General features: G+C 52.5%; 15 protein-coding genes. 9 read left to right on the top strand and 6 right to left on the bottom strand.

Features of this window, described 5'->3' with window-relative positions; translation table 11 throughout:
* The first annotated feature begins 653 nt into the window (after positions 1–653).
* Positions 654–3,650 (top strand): PAS domain S-box protein, encoded by a 2,997-nt coding sequence (locus ACLQMU_RS08450; RefSeq protein WP_443673655.1) that lies wholly within the window; start codon positions 654–656, stop codon positions 3,648–3,650.
* 200 nt (positions 3,651–3,850) lie between these two features.
* On the opposite strand, the gene ACLQMU_RS08445 is transcribed toward ACLQMU_RS08450, so the two are convergent.
* Positions 3,851–4,912 carry a response regulator gene (locus ACLQMU_RS08445; RefSeq protein WP_443673654.1) on the bottom strand — a complete coding sequence of 354 codons (1,062 nt, stop codon included), beginning with the start codon at positions 4,910–4,912 and terminating at the stop codon, positions 3,851–3,853.
* 478 nt (positions 4,913–5,390) lie between these two features.
* Here ACLQMU_RS08445 and ACLQMU_RS08440 point away from each other — a divergent pair, with 478 nt between their 5' ends.
* Positions 5,391–7,499: a PAS domain-containing protein gene (locus tag ACLQMU_RS08440; RefSeq protein WP_422149781.1), complete on the top strand. Its 2,109-nt coding sequence runs from the start codon at positions 5,391–5,393 to the stop codon at positions 7,497–7,499.
* Positions 7,500–7,831: 332 nt separating this feature from the next.
* On the opposite strand, the gene ACLQMU_RS08435 is transcribed toward ACLQMU_RS08440, so the two are convergent.
* Positions 7,832–8,146 carry a transcription factor S gene (locus tag ACLQMU_RS08435; protein ID WP_422149782.1) on the bottom strand — a complete coding sequence of 105 codons (315 nt, stop codon included), beginning with the start codon at positions 8,144–8,146 and terminating at the stop codon, positions 7,832–7,834.
* Positions 8,147–8,317: 171 nt separating this feature from the next.
* On the opposite strand from ACLQMU_RS08435, the gene artA reads away from it, so the two are divergent.
* Positions 8,318–9,220: an archaeosortase A gene (gene artA, locus ACLQMU_RS08430; protein ID WP_422149783.1), complete on the top strand. Its 903-nt coding sequence runs from the start codon at positions 8,318–8,320 to the stop codon at positions 9,218–9,220.
* A gap of 239 nt (positions 9,221–9,459) precedes the next feature.
* Here artA and ACLQMU_RS08425 read toward each other — a convergent pair whose 3' ends face one another.
* A complete protein-coding gene (locus ACLQMU_RS08425; protein ID WP_422149784.1) occupies positions 9,460–10,092 on the bottom strand; it encodes a CDP-alcohol phosphatidyltransferase family protein in 633 nt (210 codons plus the stop codon).
* Between the two features lie 151 nt (positions 10,093–10,243).
* Here ACLQMU_RS08425 and ACLQMU_RS08420 point away from each other — a divergent pair, with 151 nt between their 5' ends.
* Positions 10,244–10,924: a dihydrofolate reductase family protein gene (locus ACLQMU_RS08420; RefSeq protein ID WP_422149785.1), complete on the top strand. Its 681-nt coding sequence runs from the start codon at positions 10,244–10,246 to the stop codon at positions 10,922–10,924.
* Positions 10,925–10,936: 12 nt separating this feature from the next.
* Positions 10,937–11,740 (top strand): signal peptide peptidase SppA, encoded by an 804-nt coding sequence (sppA, locus tag ACLQMU_RS08415; RefSeq protein ID WP_422149786.1) that lies wholly within the window; start codon positions 10,937–10,939, stop codon positions 11,738–11,740.
* Positions 11,741–11,746: 6 nt separating this feature from the next.
* On the opposite strand, the gene ACLQMU_RS08410 is transcribed toward sppA, so the two are convergent.
* The 3 genes from ACLQMU_RS08410 to pth2 all read right to left on the bottom strand — a co-directional run bounded on the left by ACLQMU_RS08410 (position 11,747) and on the right by pth2 (position 13,857).
* On the bottom strand, positions 11,747–12,100 hold the full coding sequence (locus ACLQMU_RS08410; RefSeq protein WP_422149787.1) for a hypothetical protein: 354 nt from the start codon (positions 12,098–12,100) through the stop codon (positions 11,747–11,749).
* A gap of 96 nt (positions 12,101–12,196) precedes the next feature.
* Entirely contained in the window at positions 12,197–13,468 is a 1,272-nt protein-coding gene (truD, locus tag ACLQMU_RS08405; RefSeq protein WP_422149788.1) for a tRNA pseudouridine(13) synthase TruD, read from the bottom strand.
* Complete coding sequence (gene pth2, locus ACLQMU_RS08400; RefSeq protein WP_424039013.1) at positions 13,465–13,857, bottom strand: peptidyl-tRNA hydrolase Pth2; 393 nt, start codon at positions 13,855–13,857, stop codon at positions 13,465–13,467. The genes truD and pth2 overlap by 4 nt, the downstream gene beginning before the upstream one ends.
* Positions 13,858–14,180: 323 nt before the next feature.
* On the opposite strand from pth2, the gene ACLQMU_RS08395 reads away from it, so the two are divergent.
* The 4 genes from ACLQMU_RS08395 (at position 14,181) to ACLQMU_RS08380 (ending at position 17,413) form a co-directional block, all read left to right on the top strand.
* Positions 14,181–14,915, top strand: a complete 735-nt coding sequence (locus ACLQMU_RS08395) for a hypothetical protein (RefSeq protein ID WP_422150327.1) — start codon at positions 14,181–14,183, stop codon at positions 14,913–14,915.
* A gap of 372 nt (positions 14,916–15,287) precedes the next feature.
* Positions 15,288–15,980: a M48 family metallopeptidase gene (locus ACLQMU_RS08390; RefSeq protein ID WP_443673653.1), complete on the top strand. Its 693-nt coding sequence runs from the start codon at positions 15,288–15,290 to the stop codon at positions 15,978–15,980.
* 116 nt (positions 15,981–16,096) lie between these two features.
* Positions 16,097–17,185: a glycosyltransferase gene (locus ACLQMU_RS08385; RefSeq protein WP_422150328.1), complete on the top strand. Its 1,089-nt coding sequence runs from the start codon at positions 16,097–16,099 to the stop codon at positions 17,183–17,185.
* Between the two features lie 9 nt (positions 17,186–17,194).
* Positions 17,195–17,413, top strand: a complete 219-nt coding sequence (locus ACLQMU_RS08380; RefSeq protein WP_422150329.1) for a hypothetical protein — start codon at positions 17,195–17,197, stop codon at positions 17,411–17,413.
* The last annotated feature ends 139 nt before the right edge of the window (positions 17,414–17,552 follow it).

The raw sequence follows: 17,552 nt of genomic DNA, 5'->3' as shown, positions 1-17,552 counted from the left end.
AAAACATTCACCGGGATTTTCCGGCTTTTCCGGAAAAAGCCGGACACGGTTGCCGAAATTTCTCAAAAAAGTTTACTGGCGTTATCGGACTTTTTGAAATTCGTTTACCAGTGCTGCCGAACTTTTTAAAAAAATTCATCCGGGAGTGTGCATTTTTGGAAAATGTTCAACGATTCGTCCGGACTTTTCCCGGAATTTTCAACCAGTGGGCCGGCCAGCATGCCTCTGGTTCTGGCCGTCCCGTGGGATGGGGGGCCGTCGTCCCCATACCCCCGCGGCGGATCAGGACGATTAAAACCGCACTCACATCCGTCATGCCTAGGAGGTGCCCTGATGAGAGGAGCATCATAATTTTACCTGTTTTGAGGTTCCGGACCAAAATCAGCGGGTATGGTACCAGTTGGATCTCTTGTGGTTATGATATTTTTACAATTTTTCTATGAATCGGTTTCGCCAGAATATATTTTTCTAATATGTATAGAGCAATTCGTCAAATCTATATAGTGTCAGGGTGACATGGTAATAATAAGGGTGCTGATGCATTGGCAGTCGATTTAAAAACATTCAATGAGGTGAAATAGTGATCGCCAACGGTAACCACAAAACAGCACGGTAGTGGCAATAGTACGATTTAACATTAAGGGATAATGCATATGTTTTCGGTGCTCTATATCGATGACGATCCGGCGATTCTCGATCTCGGAAAGATCACTCTCGAAATGTCAGGAAATCTTCGCATCGACACAGCCGCATCGGTCGGGGAGGCACTCGGCAAGGTAAACCGGCAAAAGTACGATGGTATTATTTCAGATTATGAAATGCCCGGCGTCAACGGCATTGATTTTCTCCGGCATATCCGTCTTCACCACCGCGACCTTCCCTTTATCCTCTTTACCAGGAAGGGGGGGGAAGAGATCGCTATTGACGCCATCAACAGCGATGCCGATTTCTATCTCCGGAAAAGCGGGGATCAAACGACCCGGTTTGTCGAACTTGAACAAAAAATCCTTACGGCCATCGACCGGAAGCGAATCCGGGACAATATCAGGGAATCCCGGCAGCAGATGGAAGATCTCGTCGATTCTCTCCCGTATGCGACGTTTGCCATCAACCACGAGAACAAGGTAATCTCCTGGAACCGGATGATGGAGACGATGACCGGCGTGCCTCCTGAAGCAATCATTGGCACGGGGAAGTACCGGGATACGCTCCTTGTACTGGACGAGAAGAGGACTCCCCTCGTGGACCTCGTCCTCAACAATGATAAAACCAGTGAAAATGCGTATCCGAATCTGGTCCGGAACGAAGACAGGCTTGTCTCCGAAATATACAGTCCGACCGTCTACGGCGGCAAAGGGGCGTTTCTCTCTCTGATGGCATCCCCTATCTATGATTCGGGCGGCAGGGTAACCGGCGCGATAGGGTCAATCCGCGATATCACGCCACAGAAAATCGCAGAGAGTGCGCTACGGGAAAGCGAAGCCCGTTTTCAACGGGCGGAAACGATAGCACATCTCGGCCACTGGCAGCTTGACCTGGTCTCCGGAATAATGACGAGTTCCGAGGGCGCAGGAGCAATTTACGGCATGAAGGACCTCACGATATCAACCGCTCAAAAAATCCCTCTGCCGGAATACCGCCAGGTTCTGGATGGGGCCCTCCAGTCGCTGATAACGGAGGGGAAACCCTACGATCTGGAATATAAAATCCGGCGCGCGAATGACTGGGCACCGCGGGATATCCATTCTGTAGCGGCATACGACGCGGAACACCGGATCGTTTTCGGAGTGATCCAGGATATCACTGATCGTAAACAGTTCGAACTTAAACTCCAGGCAACAAATGAGCAACTTTCCGCAACACAGGACGAACTAAGGGACCGCTGGCAGAAGATCGAAGAGATCACGGCCGGGGTTCCCGGGATTGTCTACCAGTACTACGTCCGTCCCAATGGCGAGAAGGGTGCATATTATATCAACGAACGGGCCGGTGAAATCATTTTAGGGTTCGATTATTCGGATAAGGATTTTTTCCGGTGGTTTACCCTGCATGTGCACCCGGACGACAGGAACCGGTTCCTGGAATCGATCGACGATAGCCAGAAGAAGGTTGTGCCCTGGTTCTTTGAGGGCCGGTTCGTAAAACCCTCCGGGGAGACCATCTGGTTCTGCGGCAGGGGAAACCCGGCTGCCCACAGAGATGAACTGGTCTGCACGGGTGTCTTTCTGGATATCACGGAGAAAAAAACAACCGAGATAACACTTCGGGAAAGCGAAGAGAAGTTTTTGTCGCTTGCAGAGCACTCACCTGAATCCATCCTGATAATTGATGTACAGGGAACGATCCTGTTCGCAAACAATGCAGCGGTCCAAATAATCGGGGCCCATGACCGTGCCGCACTGGCCGACAGGAATCTCATGGAGTTTATCGCCCAAGAATCCCGGGAAGATGCGGCAAGGGACTTTACGCAGCTATCCATGGGACACGATGCCTGCCCTGTCCCCCTTTCGGTTATATCTGCACAAGGGAAAAAAATCCAGATGGAACGTATCGGCAAGGCTCTGGTGTACGAGGGCAAAACCGCAAATCTTCTGTCTGTCCGGAGTATTACCGATCGCGAGCGGCTCGAAGATGCTCCGCAAGAAGGCGGGGAGCAGATCCTCCTCCATTTCAACAATCTGGATGCAGGCTGGGCCCTGCACGAGATCATCCTCAATGCCGATAAAACGGCATCGGATTACCGGGTCCTTGCGGTCAATGATTCATTCGAACAGCAGCTGGGTATCAGCCGTACAGCCGTGATCGGGAAGACCAGCCGTGAAGCCTATAATACGAAAGAACCCCTGTACCTTGATATATTCGCACAGGTTGCAGACTCCGGTGAACCGGAAACCTTCGAAACGTGTTCCTCCACCTTTCAGAAACATTTCCGGATCTCGGTGTATTCTCCCAGGAAAAACCAGTTTGCCACGGTCTTTTACGATATAACTGACCGCAAACAGGCCGAGGAGGCGCTGCGGCAGGCAAACATCCAGCTTAACCTGCTGACCAGCATCACCCGGCACGATATCCTCAACAAGGTCTCCACTCTCATCGGATACCTTGGCATCCTGCGCATGAAATTTCCGAATCCTGCGTTGACAGATTATATCAGCAAACTGGAAGATACCGCAGTAGCGATCCAGTGCCTGATTACAGATACGCAGACCTGCCAGAATCTCGGTCTCCGCGCACCGCAATGGCAGGACCCGGACAAACTCATCAGGCATTTACATTTCCCGGAGACCGTCGCGCTCACTCTGGATTTGCAGGGTGCTGAAATATACGCGGACCCGATGCTTGAAAAAGTGTTCTTCAATCTCCTGGACAATTCCATCAGGCACGGCAGGCAGGTGACCGGGATCAGGGTATCATCCCGCCGGTCAAACGAAGGGCTGGTGGTCGTGTGGGAGGACAACGGTGCCGGTATCCCGATTGAAGAGAAAGATAAAATTTTTGAGAAGGGGTATGGGAAAAATACCGGGCTTGGATTATTCCTTTGCCGGGAGATTCTTGCCATCACCGGTATGACCATGCGGGAGACGGGGGAACCGGGCAAAGGCGCCCGGTTCGAGATTATGATTCCGAAAGGCGCGTACCGGCCATCCTGAACGAAGACCTGCAAAAAAGGGTCCGATATTTCCCATTGCTCACAGAGTACGGCAAAATCTGCAGATATCCTGGCAGAACCCTGGCAGCGGGATGAGTTATATTTTCTGGATGAATCGGGGACAGACCCCTCTGACAGGAACATCCCGCCGGGCCCCGGTAAGAAGACCTGCGGCACAGGCATCCCGCATGCGCAGACCTCCTAGTTTGTAGCGGCCCGCCGCTCTATGAGGGAATCATTCTTGCGCTTCTTGTAAATGGCAATCTCAATATTCGCAAAGAGTTCCTGCCGGTTGATCGGCTTGACAAGGTAACCGTCGGACTCTGTCACCACCACCCTCCGGATCGTCTCGTTGTCTGCGTGAGCAGTCATAAAAATGGTAGGGGTGCCGTACAGCCCCTTGATCCTCCGCGCCGTCTCAATGCCGTCTATCTCGCCCGCAAGGTGGATGTCAATAAGGATAACGTCCACCCGACTTACTCCACCGGCCATGGTGATCGCCTCTTCGCCGCTCACGGCAATCCCGACTACCGTGTAGCCTATTTCCATCAGCAGGTCTTCAAGCATTTTTGAGAAGTTTGAATCGTCTTCGACAAGAAGGATGCGTTTTTCGCTGGAGTTCCCGGCATTCCTGATCATTACGTGACTTCGTACAATTCTTTTGGTGTTTTCGGGATCTGTTTCTTTCAACACGCCAGGGTCGGATTCCTTCAGATTTAATTTCCGGGTAAACTGCACGATTGCATTCTGTAACTTATCGGACTCTTTATTAAGTTCCAGGATCCTTTGGGTATTTTTTGAATCGGCTTCCTTTAATACACCCAATTCGTTTTCCTTTTCCTGAAATAATCGGATATATTGATCTATTATCTCTCTCAGCCTTTCGGATTCCTGTTCTGATTCTATGAGACGCAGGCCATTTCTCAATTCTGATTCTTTGAGTGCAGCGAGTTCATTTTCACGGTTTATTAAGACATCATAAATACTGCCTGTAGAATTTTTTAATGCATCATGATCTGTTTTTAACTGGGAATACTGATTTTTTTGATCCTCCAGGTCACCGTATATCTGCCGGATCTGGATTTGAGCCTGATTATTTTGCGCGTTTATGGCCTCCAATGCGTGGGTTATGGTCAGAAATTCATGATAGGCAACAGTATTTAATTCCTCGATTCGCCTCCAGCCGAATAATCTGTTAAAAAAATCAAGAGATTTAATATTCTCAAGTAATGTGCGTAAATTACCCGTGGAAGAAATTACCATATTAGTCTCTTAAATAAAAAAATGAGTTAAATACATAAATACATTTGGGAGAAATTGATGTATATAGAGAATTTGCATTCGTATCTGATTTCCGCCCTAAAAAAATCTCAGGGTGCACTGTGAGCAGTGTACAGGTGCTGAGGAAAACCGAGGGAGAGCATATCCAATGGGAGTTTTCATATCAGCCAATACCTTTTCACAATAACGAAAAAACTGCTCCCGCCCTAAGATAATCGCATCTGACACAGATCTATGGAGAGAGGGTCCGGTATATTCTGGCAGCGGGAAGAGATGTGCGGCATACCGAAGCTCCCAAAAGAGTCAGGAGAATTTTCTGACGATTTCTATAGATCGATCTCTTTTCCGGTATTGCCTTATTACCCCCCCTGCAAGGTGTCGGTTACATTCTTCTTGATGAAAGAGAAATGTATATACTTCATAATTTTGGAATATAGTTAATCAGTTTTATTCTATTTACATGGGTGGCGAACTGTTGAAGGAGGGGAAGTTCACGTATTTTAAAAAAGATTCTCCATCGCTCGCAACGATCCTCATTCTTTTTTTTATCGCAATGCTGGTTGTCTCGTTTATCTACGAGCTGGTAAAACAGATTCTCTATCCATCTATCACCATCTGGGAATCCCACACCGTCACTATCCTGTTTACCAGCATTGTTTCGGTTGTGATTCTCTTCTTCCCCCTCCGCAATCTGTACCAGGAACAGGAAAAAACGAAGGCCGTACTCATGCACCAGCATGAAGCCGAGAAGAAACTCAGGCAATCGGAAGCCCAGTACCGTACCTTTGTCGAATCGGTAGACGATTCGATTTATACGGTTGACCGGGACCTCCGGTATCTTCTCATCAATGCACGGCACCTCGCACAGCTCGGCCTCTCACCGGGGGTCTATATCAGAAAAACATACGGTGAGTTACATTCACCAGAAGAGACCTCGGCCTTTGAAGAGAAGGTCAGGCAGATTATTGGAACGAAAACGTCCCTGCAGTATGAATATAGACGTGAGGGGAAATATTACCACCGCAAACTCAACCCGGTCATTGAACCTGCAGACAATACCGTGATTGCAGTCACGGTGATCTCTACCGATATCACTGACCGGAAGCGCGCGGAAGAAGAACTGAAGCTCTTTAAGGCCTCTGTCGACGGGGCTTCAGATGAGGTGTTCTGGCTCGATTTCGAAGGCAATATCATTTACGTCAATGAAGCCGCCTGCCGGCTTACCGGGTACTCAAGGCAGGAACTCCTTGGCATGAAGATCTTCGCGCTGGATCCGGGCCTCACACCGGCACGCTGGGAAAAGTCCACTGCCAATCTCCTCATGCGCAAAAGCCAGATTTTCACCACGCAGCACCGAAACAGGGACGGGGAAATCCGGGATGTCGAGATAATGACAAATTATGTCAGGAATGATGAGGCGGAGTATTGTTTTGCCTTTGTCCGCGATATCACAGACCGGAAAAAGACGGAAAAGGCGATAAAAGAACAGGAGCGATTCTTAAACGACATTCTGTCGGCCATCAAGGATGGCATCTCGGTACAGGATCCATCTATGACGGTCCTGCGGGCCAATAAAACCATGGAGCAATGGCATCATCAGTCAGTGCCCCTTATCGGAAAACGGTGTTTTGAGGTGTATCACCAGCGCCGCAGGCCATGCGATTCCTGCCCAGTGCAAAAGACCCTCAGAACAGGTAAACCCGACAGTTCAATCCTTACAATAAAAGACGCGGACAAGATTACGGGATGGGCAGAAGTCTACAGCTTCCCGATGTTCAGTCCGGAGACCGGTGAGATAACCGGGGTTATCGAGTATGTCAGCGACATCACCGAGCGGAAGTATCTCGAATACACGTATGAACAAGAGATGGAATACTACACCGCGGAACTGAAACGGTATACGGATACACTGGCAACGACAAACAACAAACTCAATCTCCTGAACAATGTCACCAGGCACGATATCCTCAACACCGTTACCGGCCTTCTGGGCTCGGTGGACATGGCGCTTGTCGCGGGGACAAAAGAGGAGCAAACCGCGCTTCTGCACGACATCAGAAGTCTCGGGAAGATCGTCCAGAGACAGATTGAGTTCACGCGGCAATACCAGGACATTGGAATAGGGGCAGCAGAATTGCAGGAAGTCCGGTCAACCATCAGGTCGGCTGCAGAACAACTGCCACTCGAAGGCATCACTCTTGAAATCAATGTCGACCGTCTCGCGATTTATGCCGATCCTCTCATCGGGAAGGTTTTCTATAACCTCATGGAAAATTCACTCAGGCACGGGGAACACGTGACTAAGATGTCCTTTGATCTCAGGAAATCCGGCAGCGATATGATTATAACTTTCAGCGATGACGGGGCCGGTATTCCGGAGGATCTGAAAGAGAAGATTTTTTTGCGGGGATTCGGGAAGCATACCGGCCTCGGGATGTACCTCGCACGGGCGATCCTCTCCATCACCAACATCAGAATTCAGGAGACGGGCGAGTTCGGGAAAGGCGTCAGGTTCGAGATCATTGTACCGGAGCAGGTGTACCGGGAATCGAGGTTTTCCCCGATGTAGAAGGAAATAACAGATCGCATTACCATAAGACATGAAACCTCATGGAGACCAAGACTACATCCACTCGTGGAAACGGTACAGGGCCGGGCCCGGATCATTGTTCACCTATTGCTGGCAATCCGGGCACCACTGTCAGACCGGCCCCGGTTTTTTGTTTATGATCCCGCCGTACCGGATAAACACAAGACCCATAACATCCATGCGCCACACGCAGGAGGGAGGCGTCGCATTGATTTTTTGTTTCACAGGATACTATTTTGAAAAATCAAAAAATGATCGGACAAAGAATTATTGAAATTTTTACAAATGGACGGTATAGGTATGACCGTTATCTAATCATACTGCCGCCATGTGTGGCCGCACTCGGTGCACCGGAAGAACCGCACCTCGCTCTCATCAGCCGCCCGGAGCTGGCGGAGCCACCAGAAGGCGAGGTTGTTCTCGCACTTCGGGCACTTGATCTGGAGCGTGGGCATCGTTTTTATATTTGTATCTTCATCGTCCACGATGGTGATCTCGTTCTCCGTGCGCTTCTTCTCGCGGGTCATATGTTCGGTGGACTCGATCTTCCTGATATATCCGCATTTGCGGCATTTGAGCTGGCCGCCAGATGATATCAGCATCGTTTTACATTCCGGGCAAAACATCGGATACCAGTATTGGTTATAATACAAGATTAAGGTGATTATGATGCCCCTCTGACGTAAGTGTTACCTACTGGCCGCCCCGCGCAGGCGGTCACGGCGCGGTCGTTTCCCTGCCGGTGGGACAGGTCATGGGGAGAATCCTTTTTTTGATTAAGCGCAGATAGATCTGTGATGATCGAGTATCTTGTCCTGATATCCTGTATCGGATTTCTGGCATCCCTGATACCCGGTCGACACCGGAAATATGCAGCGATCGTTGGCTGGGTCTTTATTGTCATCTTTCTCTTTGCCGCGCTGCCGGAATATTTTTCCGAGAGCAATTTCCTCTATCCGCTCATGGCGGCGCTCTCGGTCCCGTTCCTGTTCATCACCATAAAATACCTGCTCGCCGGCAATACCTCGGTCCTGCACCTCTCCCGGGCCGCTGCGGTAGCTTTTTTGATCTATGCCCCGTTCGCGTACCTGCCCGTAGCCGGCACCTGGCTCATTTCGGCGGTCGTGAGCGAGATTATCTGGCTGCTGAATATTTTCAATTACCCGGTCAATCTTGACGCGTGGAATATCATCGCACAGCACGGCTTCCGGGTCGAGATCATCCTTGCCTGTACCGGCATGCAGAGCATCGCGATTATGCTCGGCGTCGCCGCAGCGGTGCCGACCACGCTCCGGCAGAAAGCCTATGCGTTCCTTCTTGTCGCACCGACAATCTACATCCTCAACCTGTTCCGGAACGTCTTTGTCATCATGGCCTATACCGGCCAGTGGTTCCCTTACTTTCCAGATATCGCGGGGAACGGCGAGATCGGTTACGAGAGCTTCTTCTGGGCCCATAACGTGATCGCGGAGTTGCTCGCACTGGTCGTCCTGATCGTGATCGCGTACGGCCTCTTTACCCTGATACCCCAGCTCGGGTCGTTTGCCGACGAACTGTACCAGTTGTATTACGGGGAAGTCGTCAGGGAACTGGGACGGATCAGGGGAAAAGGGACCGGGACACCTGCACCGGCTCCCGAACCGGTGCCCGGGGCTGAGCCGGCGCCTGCAGAAATACCGGATGAGCCGGGAAAACAGTAGCAACCGGGCTGTGTTTCCTGGCGGGACGATCATGTTCTTTTGTTTTTTGAGGATTTTTATTCTCCCGGAGACGGAATCAGGGTAAATAAATAACAGAACCCTGCAGGATCACATGTAATCCAATTGAGGTTCCCATTGGACAATAAAAACGAATGAAATTATTCGAGAGTTCCTTCGCATCAGGGCCCCTCCTGGACACGGCGGCACTCATCAGATATGGGGGCAACAACCCCCGTGTCTCACGAGAGTGTTTTGTACAGGTACACGATCCGCTGGATCGCCGAGAAGTTCGTGCAGATCGCGATAATAATAACCGATATCCCGATAAACCCGGTGACGCCCCCGAGGATTAGCACAAGGAAGGTTTCGGGCCGGCCAAAGAACCCGACTCCCTCCAGCGGGTCGTCGATCTTGCCTTCCACTTTTTCCCGGTACCCGATCTCCGCGTAGACCACCGGCTTGATGAACGTGTTCATCAGCGACCCGGTCATGGCAAGCCCGATAACGGCAAAGTCCGCGATTTGCGGGACTGGCAAAAACCCGCTCACGATGGCGATTCCCGACAGACCGACGCCAAGGAGCACCAGCGCATCCACGTACTTGTCGACAATCCAGTCAAAGACCGCGCCGAAGTTGGTGTGGGAGTTGGTACGGCGTGCGATGCTGCCGTCGACCAGGTCAAAGAGTGCCGAGAGCAGCAGGAGCAGGCTCCCGACCAGAAACAGGCGTTCCACGAACAAGGCCGCAGCGGCAATCCCCGCCACAAGGGCGAGGAACGAACACTGGTTGGGGGTGATACCGCACCGGACAAAGACCCCTGCAACCGGCTCAAGGTACTGTTTGAACCGTGGCCGGAGAGCGGTAATATTCATAGCTCACATCATGGGTATACGAACCATTAATAGTTACGGGATAATGGCGGACTGACCGGTAGCGGTAACTCACCGGTATTATTATTGCCTGCAGGGAATCATCATATTATTTACATCGCGCGTCAAATGAAGAACTGAGAGTTGAATGCTCATGGCAGCAACACCGGCCCGTCCGCATATCCTGATGATGTCCGAGATCACCGCTGACGGCAAGCTTACCTTAAAAAAAGGTGCTTCCAGCAAGATCCTGATGAAATACATGGCACATGAGACCGAGATCCTGCTCCACGAGACACGGGCCGCATACGACGCGATCATGGTCGGCGCAAACACTATCCGGATCGATAACTCTTTTCTGACGGTCAGGCTCGTGCCCGGCAAAAGCCCGCTCCGCGTCATCCCGTGCAGCATGGCGGATATCCCGCTTGATTCAAACGTCCTCGGGCCCGATGCGAGGACCCTCATCGCGGTAGCGGAACGGGCTCCCAAAGACCGGGTTGAAGCGATACGGGCAAAGGGCGTGACCGTGGTAACTGCAGGAAAGGATCATGTCGAACTGCTCCTCCTGATGCAGATCCTGCACGATGACTTCGGGGTAAAAAAGCTGATGATCGAGGGCGGTCCGACGCTGAACTGGCATATGCTCCACGAAAAACTGGTTGACGAGATACGGCTCATCCACCTGCCGTTTATTGTCGGCGGATCGGATACGCCGTCCCTTGTTGGCGGAATGCATATCAATTCAGAAGACGAGATGATCCGCTTAAATCTCAAGAAATATTACCTGTGCGGCAGCAACCTCGTCTCCGAGTTTGACGTGCTGTATACCTGAGAGCTTACCTGTATGGAAATCCCTGCAATCTATCCCGCGATGTCTGCACCGGCTCCTGCCCCCCGCAGCGTCAGTCTGAAATGGTTGTTGATCATCGTAGCCGGTATTATTCTTGTAATCGGGGCGTTCATTGTCGTGTATTATATCACCGGAAACGATCATGCCGGTGTCAAGGTCATCCGTATGGAAGGAACGCTCTCGACCGGAGATTTTTCCAATGATGACAGTGTCGGAAGCGAGTATGTCGGCGACCAGCTGCGGCAGGCAGCGGACGACCCGATGGTCGAGGCTATCGTGCTCCGGGTGAACAGCCCCGGGGGGACACCGGCTGCGGCAGAAGAGATCATCAATGACATGGAGTACGCAAAGACAAAGAAGCCGGTTGTCGTCTCCATGGGGGACATGGCCACCTCTGCGGCGTACTATGTAAGCGCCCATGCGAACAGGATATACGCAGATCCCGATACGTTCACCGGCGGTATCGGGGTCATCTGGACGTTCTCGGATATAAGCGGCTGGATGAACCAGGAAGGCTATAATGTCACGGTCGTCAAATCCGGGGCTTTTAAGGACATGGGTTCAACGTCCCACGCGCTCACCCCTGCCGAGCAGGACTACGCACAAGAGATCGTAAACGAGAGTTTCAACGAGTTCATCAACGATGTGACGACGCAAAGGATGATTGCACGCTCGGATATTGATGACGGCCGGGTGATCCGCGGTGCCGATGCGATAAAGATCAACCTTGTCGACAAGCTGGGCAACCTCAACGATGCGATCGAAGGTGCGAAGGAACTGGCGGCCGCACGGAAATAAGTGCACTCATTTTTCCTGTATTTTTCTTCTCGCTGTAAGTATTTTTTGTTGCAGGTTCAGTCTGTATTCCAAATCCCCCTTGTTCCTGTCGTTTCCGTACCATTTTCCTGACAAGCGTTTTTCCTTCGCGCGGCCATTCCTCACATAAAGCTTCCTTTCTAAAACGAGCAAAAAACGGCTCCATAGAATCGGACATGAACATACGCGTTCACATCCGGAACCATGAAAATCAATAAAAAATATGTGATGGTTCCCCGCATCAGGGCCTCTTTCGAGGCCCGGCGGGGCAGGGTGTTTTTTAGTATTTTTGGTTACCGATCCGCCGCGGGGGACGTTCCCTTCAGGGGCGGCGGCACTCATCGTATATCTTACGGGAGGCAGGTGCTGTCTTCAAGTCATTCTGTGTTTTATTGCTTGCAAAAAACAGGGTTCTCTCCAGATCCCAAAAAAACCGGTTCACACCATACGGAGCGGGTCGGCCTTCATGTACTCCCTGCATACGGTAGTCGCATAGTGACCCGGGGGCAGGGTAAATTTCAGGCGCACGGTTGTCTCATCTACGGAGGCATCGACCACGGTTCTGAGGGCAATCGGACGCCACGCCCCGTCAAACTTTGTCCTGACAAACGTCGAGGCCTTCCGGAAATCCTCTGCGGTGATCTGCATATCTGCAAGGATATCCCGGATGGCGTCATTGCCGGTAATAGCATCAGGCTCATCTTTTCCCGGCATGAAAAGTGCGATGGTGCACCGGCCCCGGGCGAGGTGGAGGGTGACGGCAGGAAGGTTTGCCGCGGTCACGGCATCGGTGCGGCCGTTTGCGAAGATCAGCCGGTCTCCCGGCACCGGGTCCGTGAGGGTTTGACCGCTGGCGAGCCGGTGAGAGAGGGCGCAGTTGAAGAGGTATGACTGGAACGCGGAGACAAACATCGAGAGGAGCTTGGGCGGCAGCTGCTGGAGCGCCCCGGCGTAGTCGCCCGGCCGGGCATGAAGGTACGAGAGCATCGAGCGCTCGAAGGACATCTGCACCGGCAGCTCGCGGAGGGCAACAGCCGGATCACGGGTGTCCATAAATACCGTCCTGACCCTGCGGACCTCGTCGATCTCGTGAGGAAATGCCTGGCCCACGTAAGTGACTACCGCCTGCTCGTAGTCACCATGGAGGATCAGCTCCCCGATACGGTGCGTCAGCGGGCGGATGACGCCGAACCGCTGGAGCCCGAAATAGTTGGGCAGGGCCTGTGATACGGTTTCGCAAACAGCCGCGACCCGGCCGGCCAGATCCTCCGGGCCGGCGTCCCGGATGCAGATATCGAACCGGTTCCCTTCGAGATCGCCCAGCGAGAGCTGTTCGTTTGACTGCCCGACTGGTTCAAGGATGATATCCTTGAGGTAGAATCCCGCGATCTCTTCCGGTGTCACCTTGTACAGCGAGATGAGCTGCGTGGTCCGGGCGTTCCTGTCCTTGGTCCCTGCCCAGCCAATCCGCCGGTGACTGATGTTGAGCCGGCGGGCGATCTCTTTTACCGCGTGCTGGAGTTCCCAGTTGGTTTTGGTGAGCCGGCAGATCAGGTACGGGCCGGTTGTTCCGCCTTTCCCTGCGAGAGGGATCTCATCGACGATGAAATCTTCCGGTGCCGTGCGGAGTGTTCCCCCGATACCCAGCGTACTGGTCGCGTAGTACTGCATCCCGAGCTCGCGTTCGAGCGCATACGGACTCTCTTTCATAAGAGCGAAAGCGTACCGGTGATCTTGTCGAGGTCTTCTGATTTTGCCGGTCCGAGGCCGAGCGCGGTGATAGTGCCGGGCGGGATCTCGGTCATGCCGGCATCCTGGACAAGAGATGTGGAGATCCCTGCCCGTTCCGCGATCACCTTGATCTCAAAGAGGGTCCGTTCGCTGTCCGCTTTGAGCACCACTTTTTTCTGCCCCTCCGCCTGCCACGATTTGCGCAGCGTCTTGTCCGCGCTCTCGAATGCCCCAATGGACGCATGGGCTGCCTGTGCACATTTCTTGCCGCAGCTCATCTTCACATCGTTCCTGAGAATGAGGCACTGTTTGTACCTGAAATGAGGTTCGTATCCGGGGTTATTATCATTTTGAGGTGGTTTTGGCATCGCAAAATCTCTTTAGTTTAGGTGGAAATTAATCTTATCATTCCGGAAAAAACGGATGTAATTTTTTAATAAAACCCCTAAAAATCCATGGATCGTCATGGTGGTTGCAGTGCGACAACTTTTGAGTTCACCCCCGGCCCTGTGTGGCCGTTAATCGGGGGAACCAAGGGAAGACCCGGTATGGTTTCTCTGGTCACCGGTCTCCAGAAACCTCTTCCAGAAACCTCTATTTGATCTCTCACTAAAAAGCAACCATGAAAAGATCTCAATCAAAATCCGGAACTATGCAGAGGAAAATAGTGGCACAGAGCATTGTTCGGATAATGTTGGCTGACCTCTGCAGGAAATACCCTGCCTTTGATACTTTTTATTCCGATAATAAAGCCAATATCGATAAAATAGATATTACGTGGGAGATCTCTGCAACTGCAAAAAATGAGGGCACTTCGTCACCGGTAACAAATACCATTGTCCTGAAAAAATATCCCAAATCCCCCGAGGATGCGCGGATAGTCGCCCATGAAATCGAACATCTGCTGATCTGGGAACAGGGATATCCATACATCATCGCCGATCTCCATGCTGACGGCGAACTCTACCGCAGACTTCACCAGTCGGCACAGGTTATCCAGGGAACGGTTTTTGAGCCCATGGTCGAATCGAAATTAAAAAAATATTTTAAAAACATGTGTACCGGTAATCACACCTCCGCCATGAAGGGACTCTCAAAATTAATAGAGAACAAGGAGAAAGTCATTCCTGAACTTGAGGAGCCCCGGGCTCTCCTGTATTACAGCTGCCTGTATGTCCAGAAACGCCAGATACTTGAATTGACCTGCACGACAGACAAAACGGATGAATATACCCGCAGGTTCACCACCCATTTTGGCGGGAATATTCTCCCGTGCGCAGATAAAATACTGGCATTGATCAAAAAGAATACGCCCCGCTCCCCGGAATCGGTCAGGATAATCCTTTCGGGCATACTCCAGAACAGGAACTGTGAATTTGGCTGCCGGTACCAGGAAGAATTTAACCGGTTCGTTATTGACCGGTAATTCTTTAACAATTCCCCCGGGTATCAGCCCAGACCTGGTACATGAAGCGGGCAGGATCTTTCTCCGGTCCTGCAGTACAGGTATTTTGTGGCCCTGGAAAACGGTGTCCCGTAAAGGCGGCTGTAAGAGAAATACGAAAAATGCTTTAATGCCTCTGTTTCAATTTCACGGGAATGCCGGTTTTGGGGAACTGGCATACCCCGCACCCGGAAAAGATCCATGACGTGATCACCCGGTGCCGGGCGCAAACCGGGTCAGAACCGATGTTTATCCCTTTGCCATCCCCGCGGCTCACGGATAAAACCCCGGCTTACCGGGCAGGTCTGCCGCAAAAAAAGCATTATGCTAAAACCTCTTCTTGCAGGAACGCCAATGGTACAAAAAGAGATCACCATGAACCCCCTCCGACCCGACCGGATCATCCGCTCCCGCCGCCGGACTATCTCGCTTGAGATCACCCGGGACGCGGTTCTCGTCGTGCGGGCCCCGCTACGGACAACAGAAGCATACATCGGGAGCCTGATCGAACAGAAACGTGCGTGGATCGAAAAAAAGATGGCCGAGATGAAGGGCCGGCCGGCTCCCGGAAAAAGACGATTTGTGCAGGGCGAGGAATTCTTATTTCTCGGGAAATTCTACTCTCTTGAAATCCTCGCCGGAAGCGATGCCGGGATAAGCCTCGGCGATCGATTCTATATCGGCGAAGAACGGCTCCCGGAGTGCCGCAGGCTCCTCATTGCATGGTATACAGAAAAAGCCGCATCGATCCTTCCGGCCCGGGTCGCCGGGGTTGCCGCAATCCTCGACTACCGGCCAAAAAAGATCCGGATCTCGGATACCCGGCGGCGCTGGGCCTCGTGCAGCACGTCAGGCACCCTCTCATTCTGCTGGCGTCTCGTACTTGCCCCGCCCGAAGTCATCGATTACGTGATCGTCCATGAACTAGTCCACATGCGCCAGCCGGATCACTCGAACCTCTTCTGGGAGAAAGTGCGTCTGGCCATGCCGGACTACGAACGGCACCGGGAATGGCTGCGCGAGAATGAGCAGATGCTTGCGATCTGACCGGACAGCCCGTTACAACCGGCCCATGGCAGTCATATGCGCTCCGGCCCGGGCACGCACCGGGCATCACCTCAATATACTTTATGAGGGCAATGATAATTTAAGGGAAGTATCTGATGGCGCACGTGCTGGTATCACCGCTGAACTGGGGACTGGGCCATGCCACGCGTGACATCCCGGTGATCCGGACCCTGCGTGATCACGGCCACGATGTGACGATAGCCGCGTGCGGCAATGCCCTTTCGGTGATCAGGCAGGAATTTCCGGACGCGCCGTATATCGAGTACCCGGATTACCCGGTACCGTTCAGTTCCGGGCACCTCTTCGTTCCCAGATTCTGTGCGTCCATCCCATTCATGCTCAAGGCGGTGGCACGTGAGCATGCAACCCTCGGGGCCATCCTCGCAAAAGACCGGTACGACCTTGTCATCAGCGACAACCGGCTGGGCGTCTTCTCGTCAGACGTCCCCTCGATCTTTGTCTCCCACCAGCTCCACTACCACCTGCCGCTCCTGTACTGGCCGGCAGAAATCCTCGCCATCCCGGTCAACCAGTATCTCCATGAACAGTACGACCGCATCATCGTACCTGACAATCCCCCGGGCCCGCTCTCCCTTGCCGGCAAGCTCTCCCGGCCGCAGACCGACGTGGCACGCGAACGGGTCTTCTACTCAGGCATTCTCTCCGGCACCCGGCAGATGGCGTGTTCCCAGGATCTCGACTACCTTATCATCATCTCCGGGCCGGAACCGCAGCGGACTTTCCTTGAAAAGGTTATCCTCGCAAAAATCGGGGACCTCGATGGCTCCGGCGTAGTGCTGCTGGGCAGCCCGCAGAGACCAAAGGCGGCAGTCCGGCGCGGGGACTGGATCTGCGTCTCGTACGTCTCAACCGAAGAGAAGGCTGAACTGATGAACCGGGCCAAGTGCGTGATCTGCCGGTCGGGTTACACAACCTTGATGGAACTCGCCGAGCTCGGGAAAGATCGGGCGCTCCTCATCCCGACCCCGGGACAGACCGAACAGGAATTCCTCTCGTGGTACTACAAAGAAAAAGGCTGGTTTTATTCACAGGAACAGGGCAGCCTGGATCTTCTGGATGATATCGAAATGACCCGGAAATACCACGGGTTCCCGGCGATGCCAAAGACCGCTGAGAACACGCACCGGCTGTATGACGAACTGCTGGCGGGGTATCTCGAATGAGGCGCGTCCATGGATGATCTGATTATATCCGGCGTCATCGCCCTTTTGGTATTTTACGCCGGTATTGCGGTTGTAGTGTACGGGATAATCCGGGTGCTGTTGCTGGTCGCGCAGGCAGCCCTTGCCGGCAACTACCTGAAATTCGGCGGGCTGGTGGCCGGTATTGCAGCCATGGTTCTCGCATATATTATCATAGGGTTGTGGCTGCGCAGGACCGGTACGATCTGAATAATCGCAGGTTTTGGCAGTAGTGGGGTAAAAAAAGTACAGTCCCCTTCTCACGATTATCTTTTATGAACCCGGAGATTACCTTTTCATGTAGGGATGCTTCTTTTGGAGTAGTGTGCGATTTGGCTTTGCGTCCCCG

Source organism: Methanoregula sp., from assembly GCF_052325125.1.
Classification (GTDB): Archaea; Halobacteriota; Methanomicrobia; order Methanomicrobiales; family Methanospirillaceae; genus Methanoregula.
The sequence above is the reverse complement of the archived record's forward strand: the minus strand, read 5'-3'. Positions and strand labels throughout refer to the sequence as shown.

Coding starts and splice junctions, on each gene's coding strand:
- ACLQMU_RS08450 (WP_443673655.1), top strand. CDS start 654: ATGTTTTCGGTGCTCTATATCGATGACGATCCGGCGATTCTCGATCTC.
- ACLQMU_RS08445 (WP_443673654.1), bottom strand. CDS start 4,912: ATGGTAATTTCTTCCACGGGTAATTTACGCACATTACTTGAGAATATT.
- ACLQMU_RS08440 (WP_422149781.1), top strand. CDS start 5,391: ATGGGTGGCGAACTGTTGAAGGAGGGGAAGTTCACGTATTTTAAAAAA.
- ACLQMU_RS08435 (WP_422149782.1), bottom strand. CDS start 8,146: ATGTTTTGCCCGGAATGTAAAACGATGCTGATATCATCTGGCGGCCAG.
- artA (WP_422149783.1), top strand. CDS start 8,318: ATGATCGAGTATCTTGTCCTGATATCCTGTATCGGATTTCTGGCATCC.
- ACLQMU_RS08425 (WP_422149784.1), bottom strand. CDS start 10,092: ATGAATATTACCGCTCTCCGGCCACGGTTCAAACAGTACCTTGAGCCG.
- ACLQMU_RS08420 (WP_422149785.1), top strand. CDS start 10,244: ATGGCAGCAACACCGGCCCGTCCGCATATCCTGATGATGTCCGAGATC.
- sppA (WP_422149786.1), top strand. CDS start 10,937: ATGGAAATCCCTGCAATCTATCCCGCGATGTCTGCACCGGCTCCTGCC.
- ACLQMU_RS08410 (WP_422149787.1), bottom strand. CDS start 12,100: ATGAGTGCCGCCGCCCCTGAAGGGAACGTCCCCCGCGGCGGATCGGTA.
- truD (WP_422149788.1), bottom strand. CDS start 13,468: ATGAAAGAGAGTCCGTATGCGCTCGAACGCGAGCTCGGGATGCAGTAC.
- pth2 (WP_424039013.1), bottom strand. CDS start 13,857: ATGCCAAAACCACCTCAAAATGATAATAACCCCGGATACGAACCTCAT.
- ACLQMU_RS08395 (WP_422150327.1), top strand. CDS start 14,181: ATGTTGGCTGACCTCTGCAGGAAATACCCTGCCTTTGATACTTTTTAT.
- ACLQMU_RS08390 (WP_443673653.1), top strand. CDS start 15,288: ATGGTACAAAAAGAGATCACCATGAACCCCCTCCGACCCGACCGGATC.
- ACLQMU_RS08385 (WP_422150328.1), top strand. CDS start 16,097: ATGGCGCACGTGCTGGTATCACCGCTGAACTGGGGACTGGGCCATGCC.
- ACLQMU_RS08380 (WP_422150329.1), top strand. CDS start 17,195: ATGGATGATCTGATTATATCCGGCGTCATCGCCCTTTTGGTATTTTAC.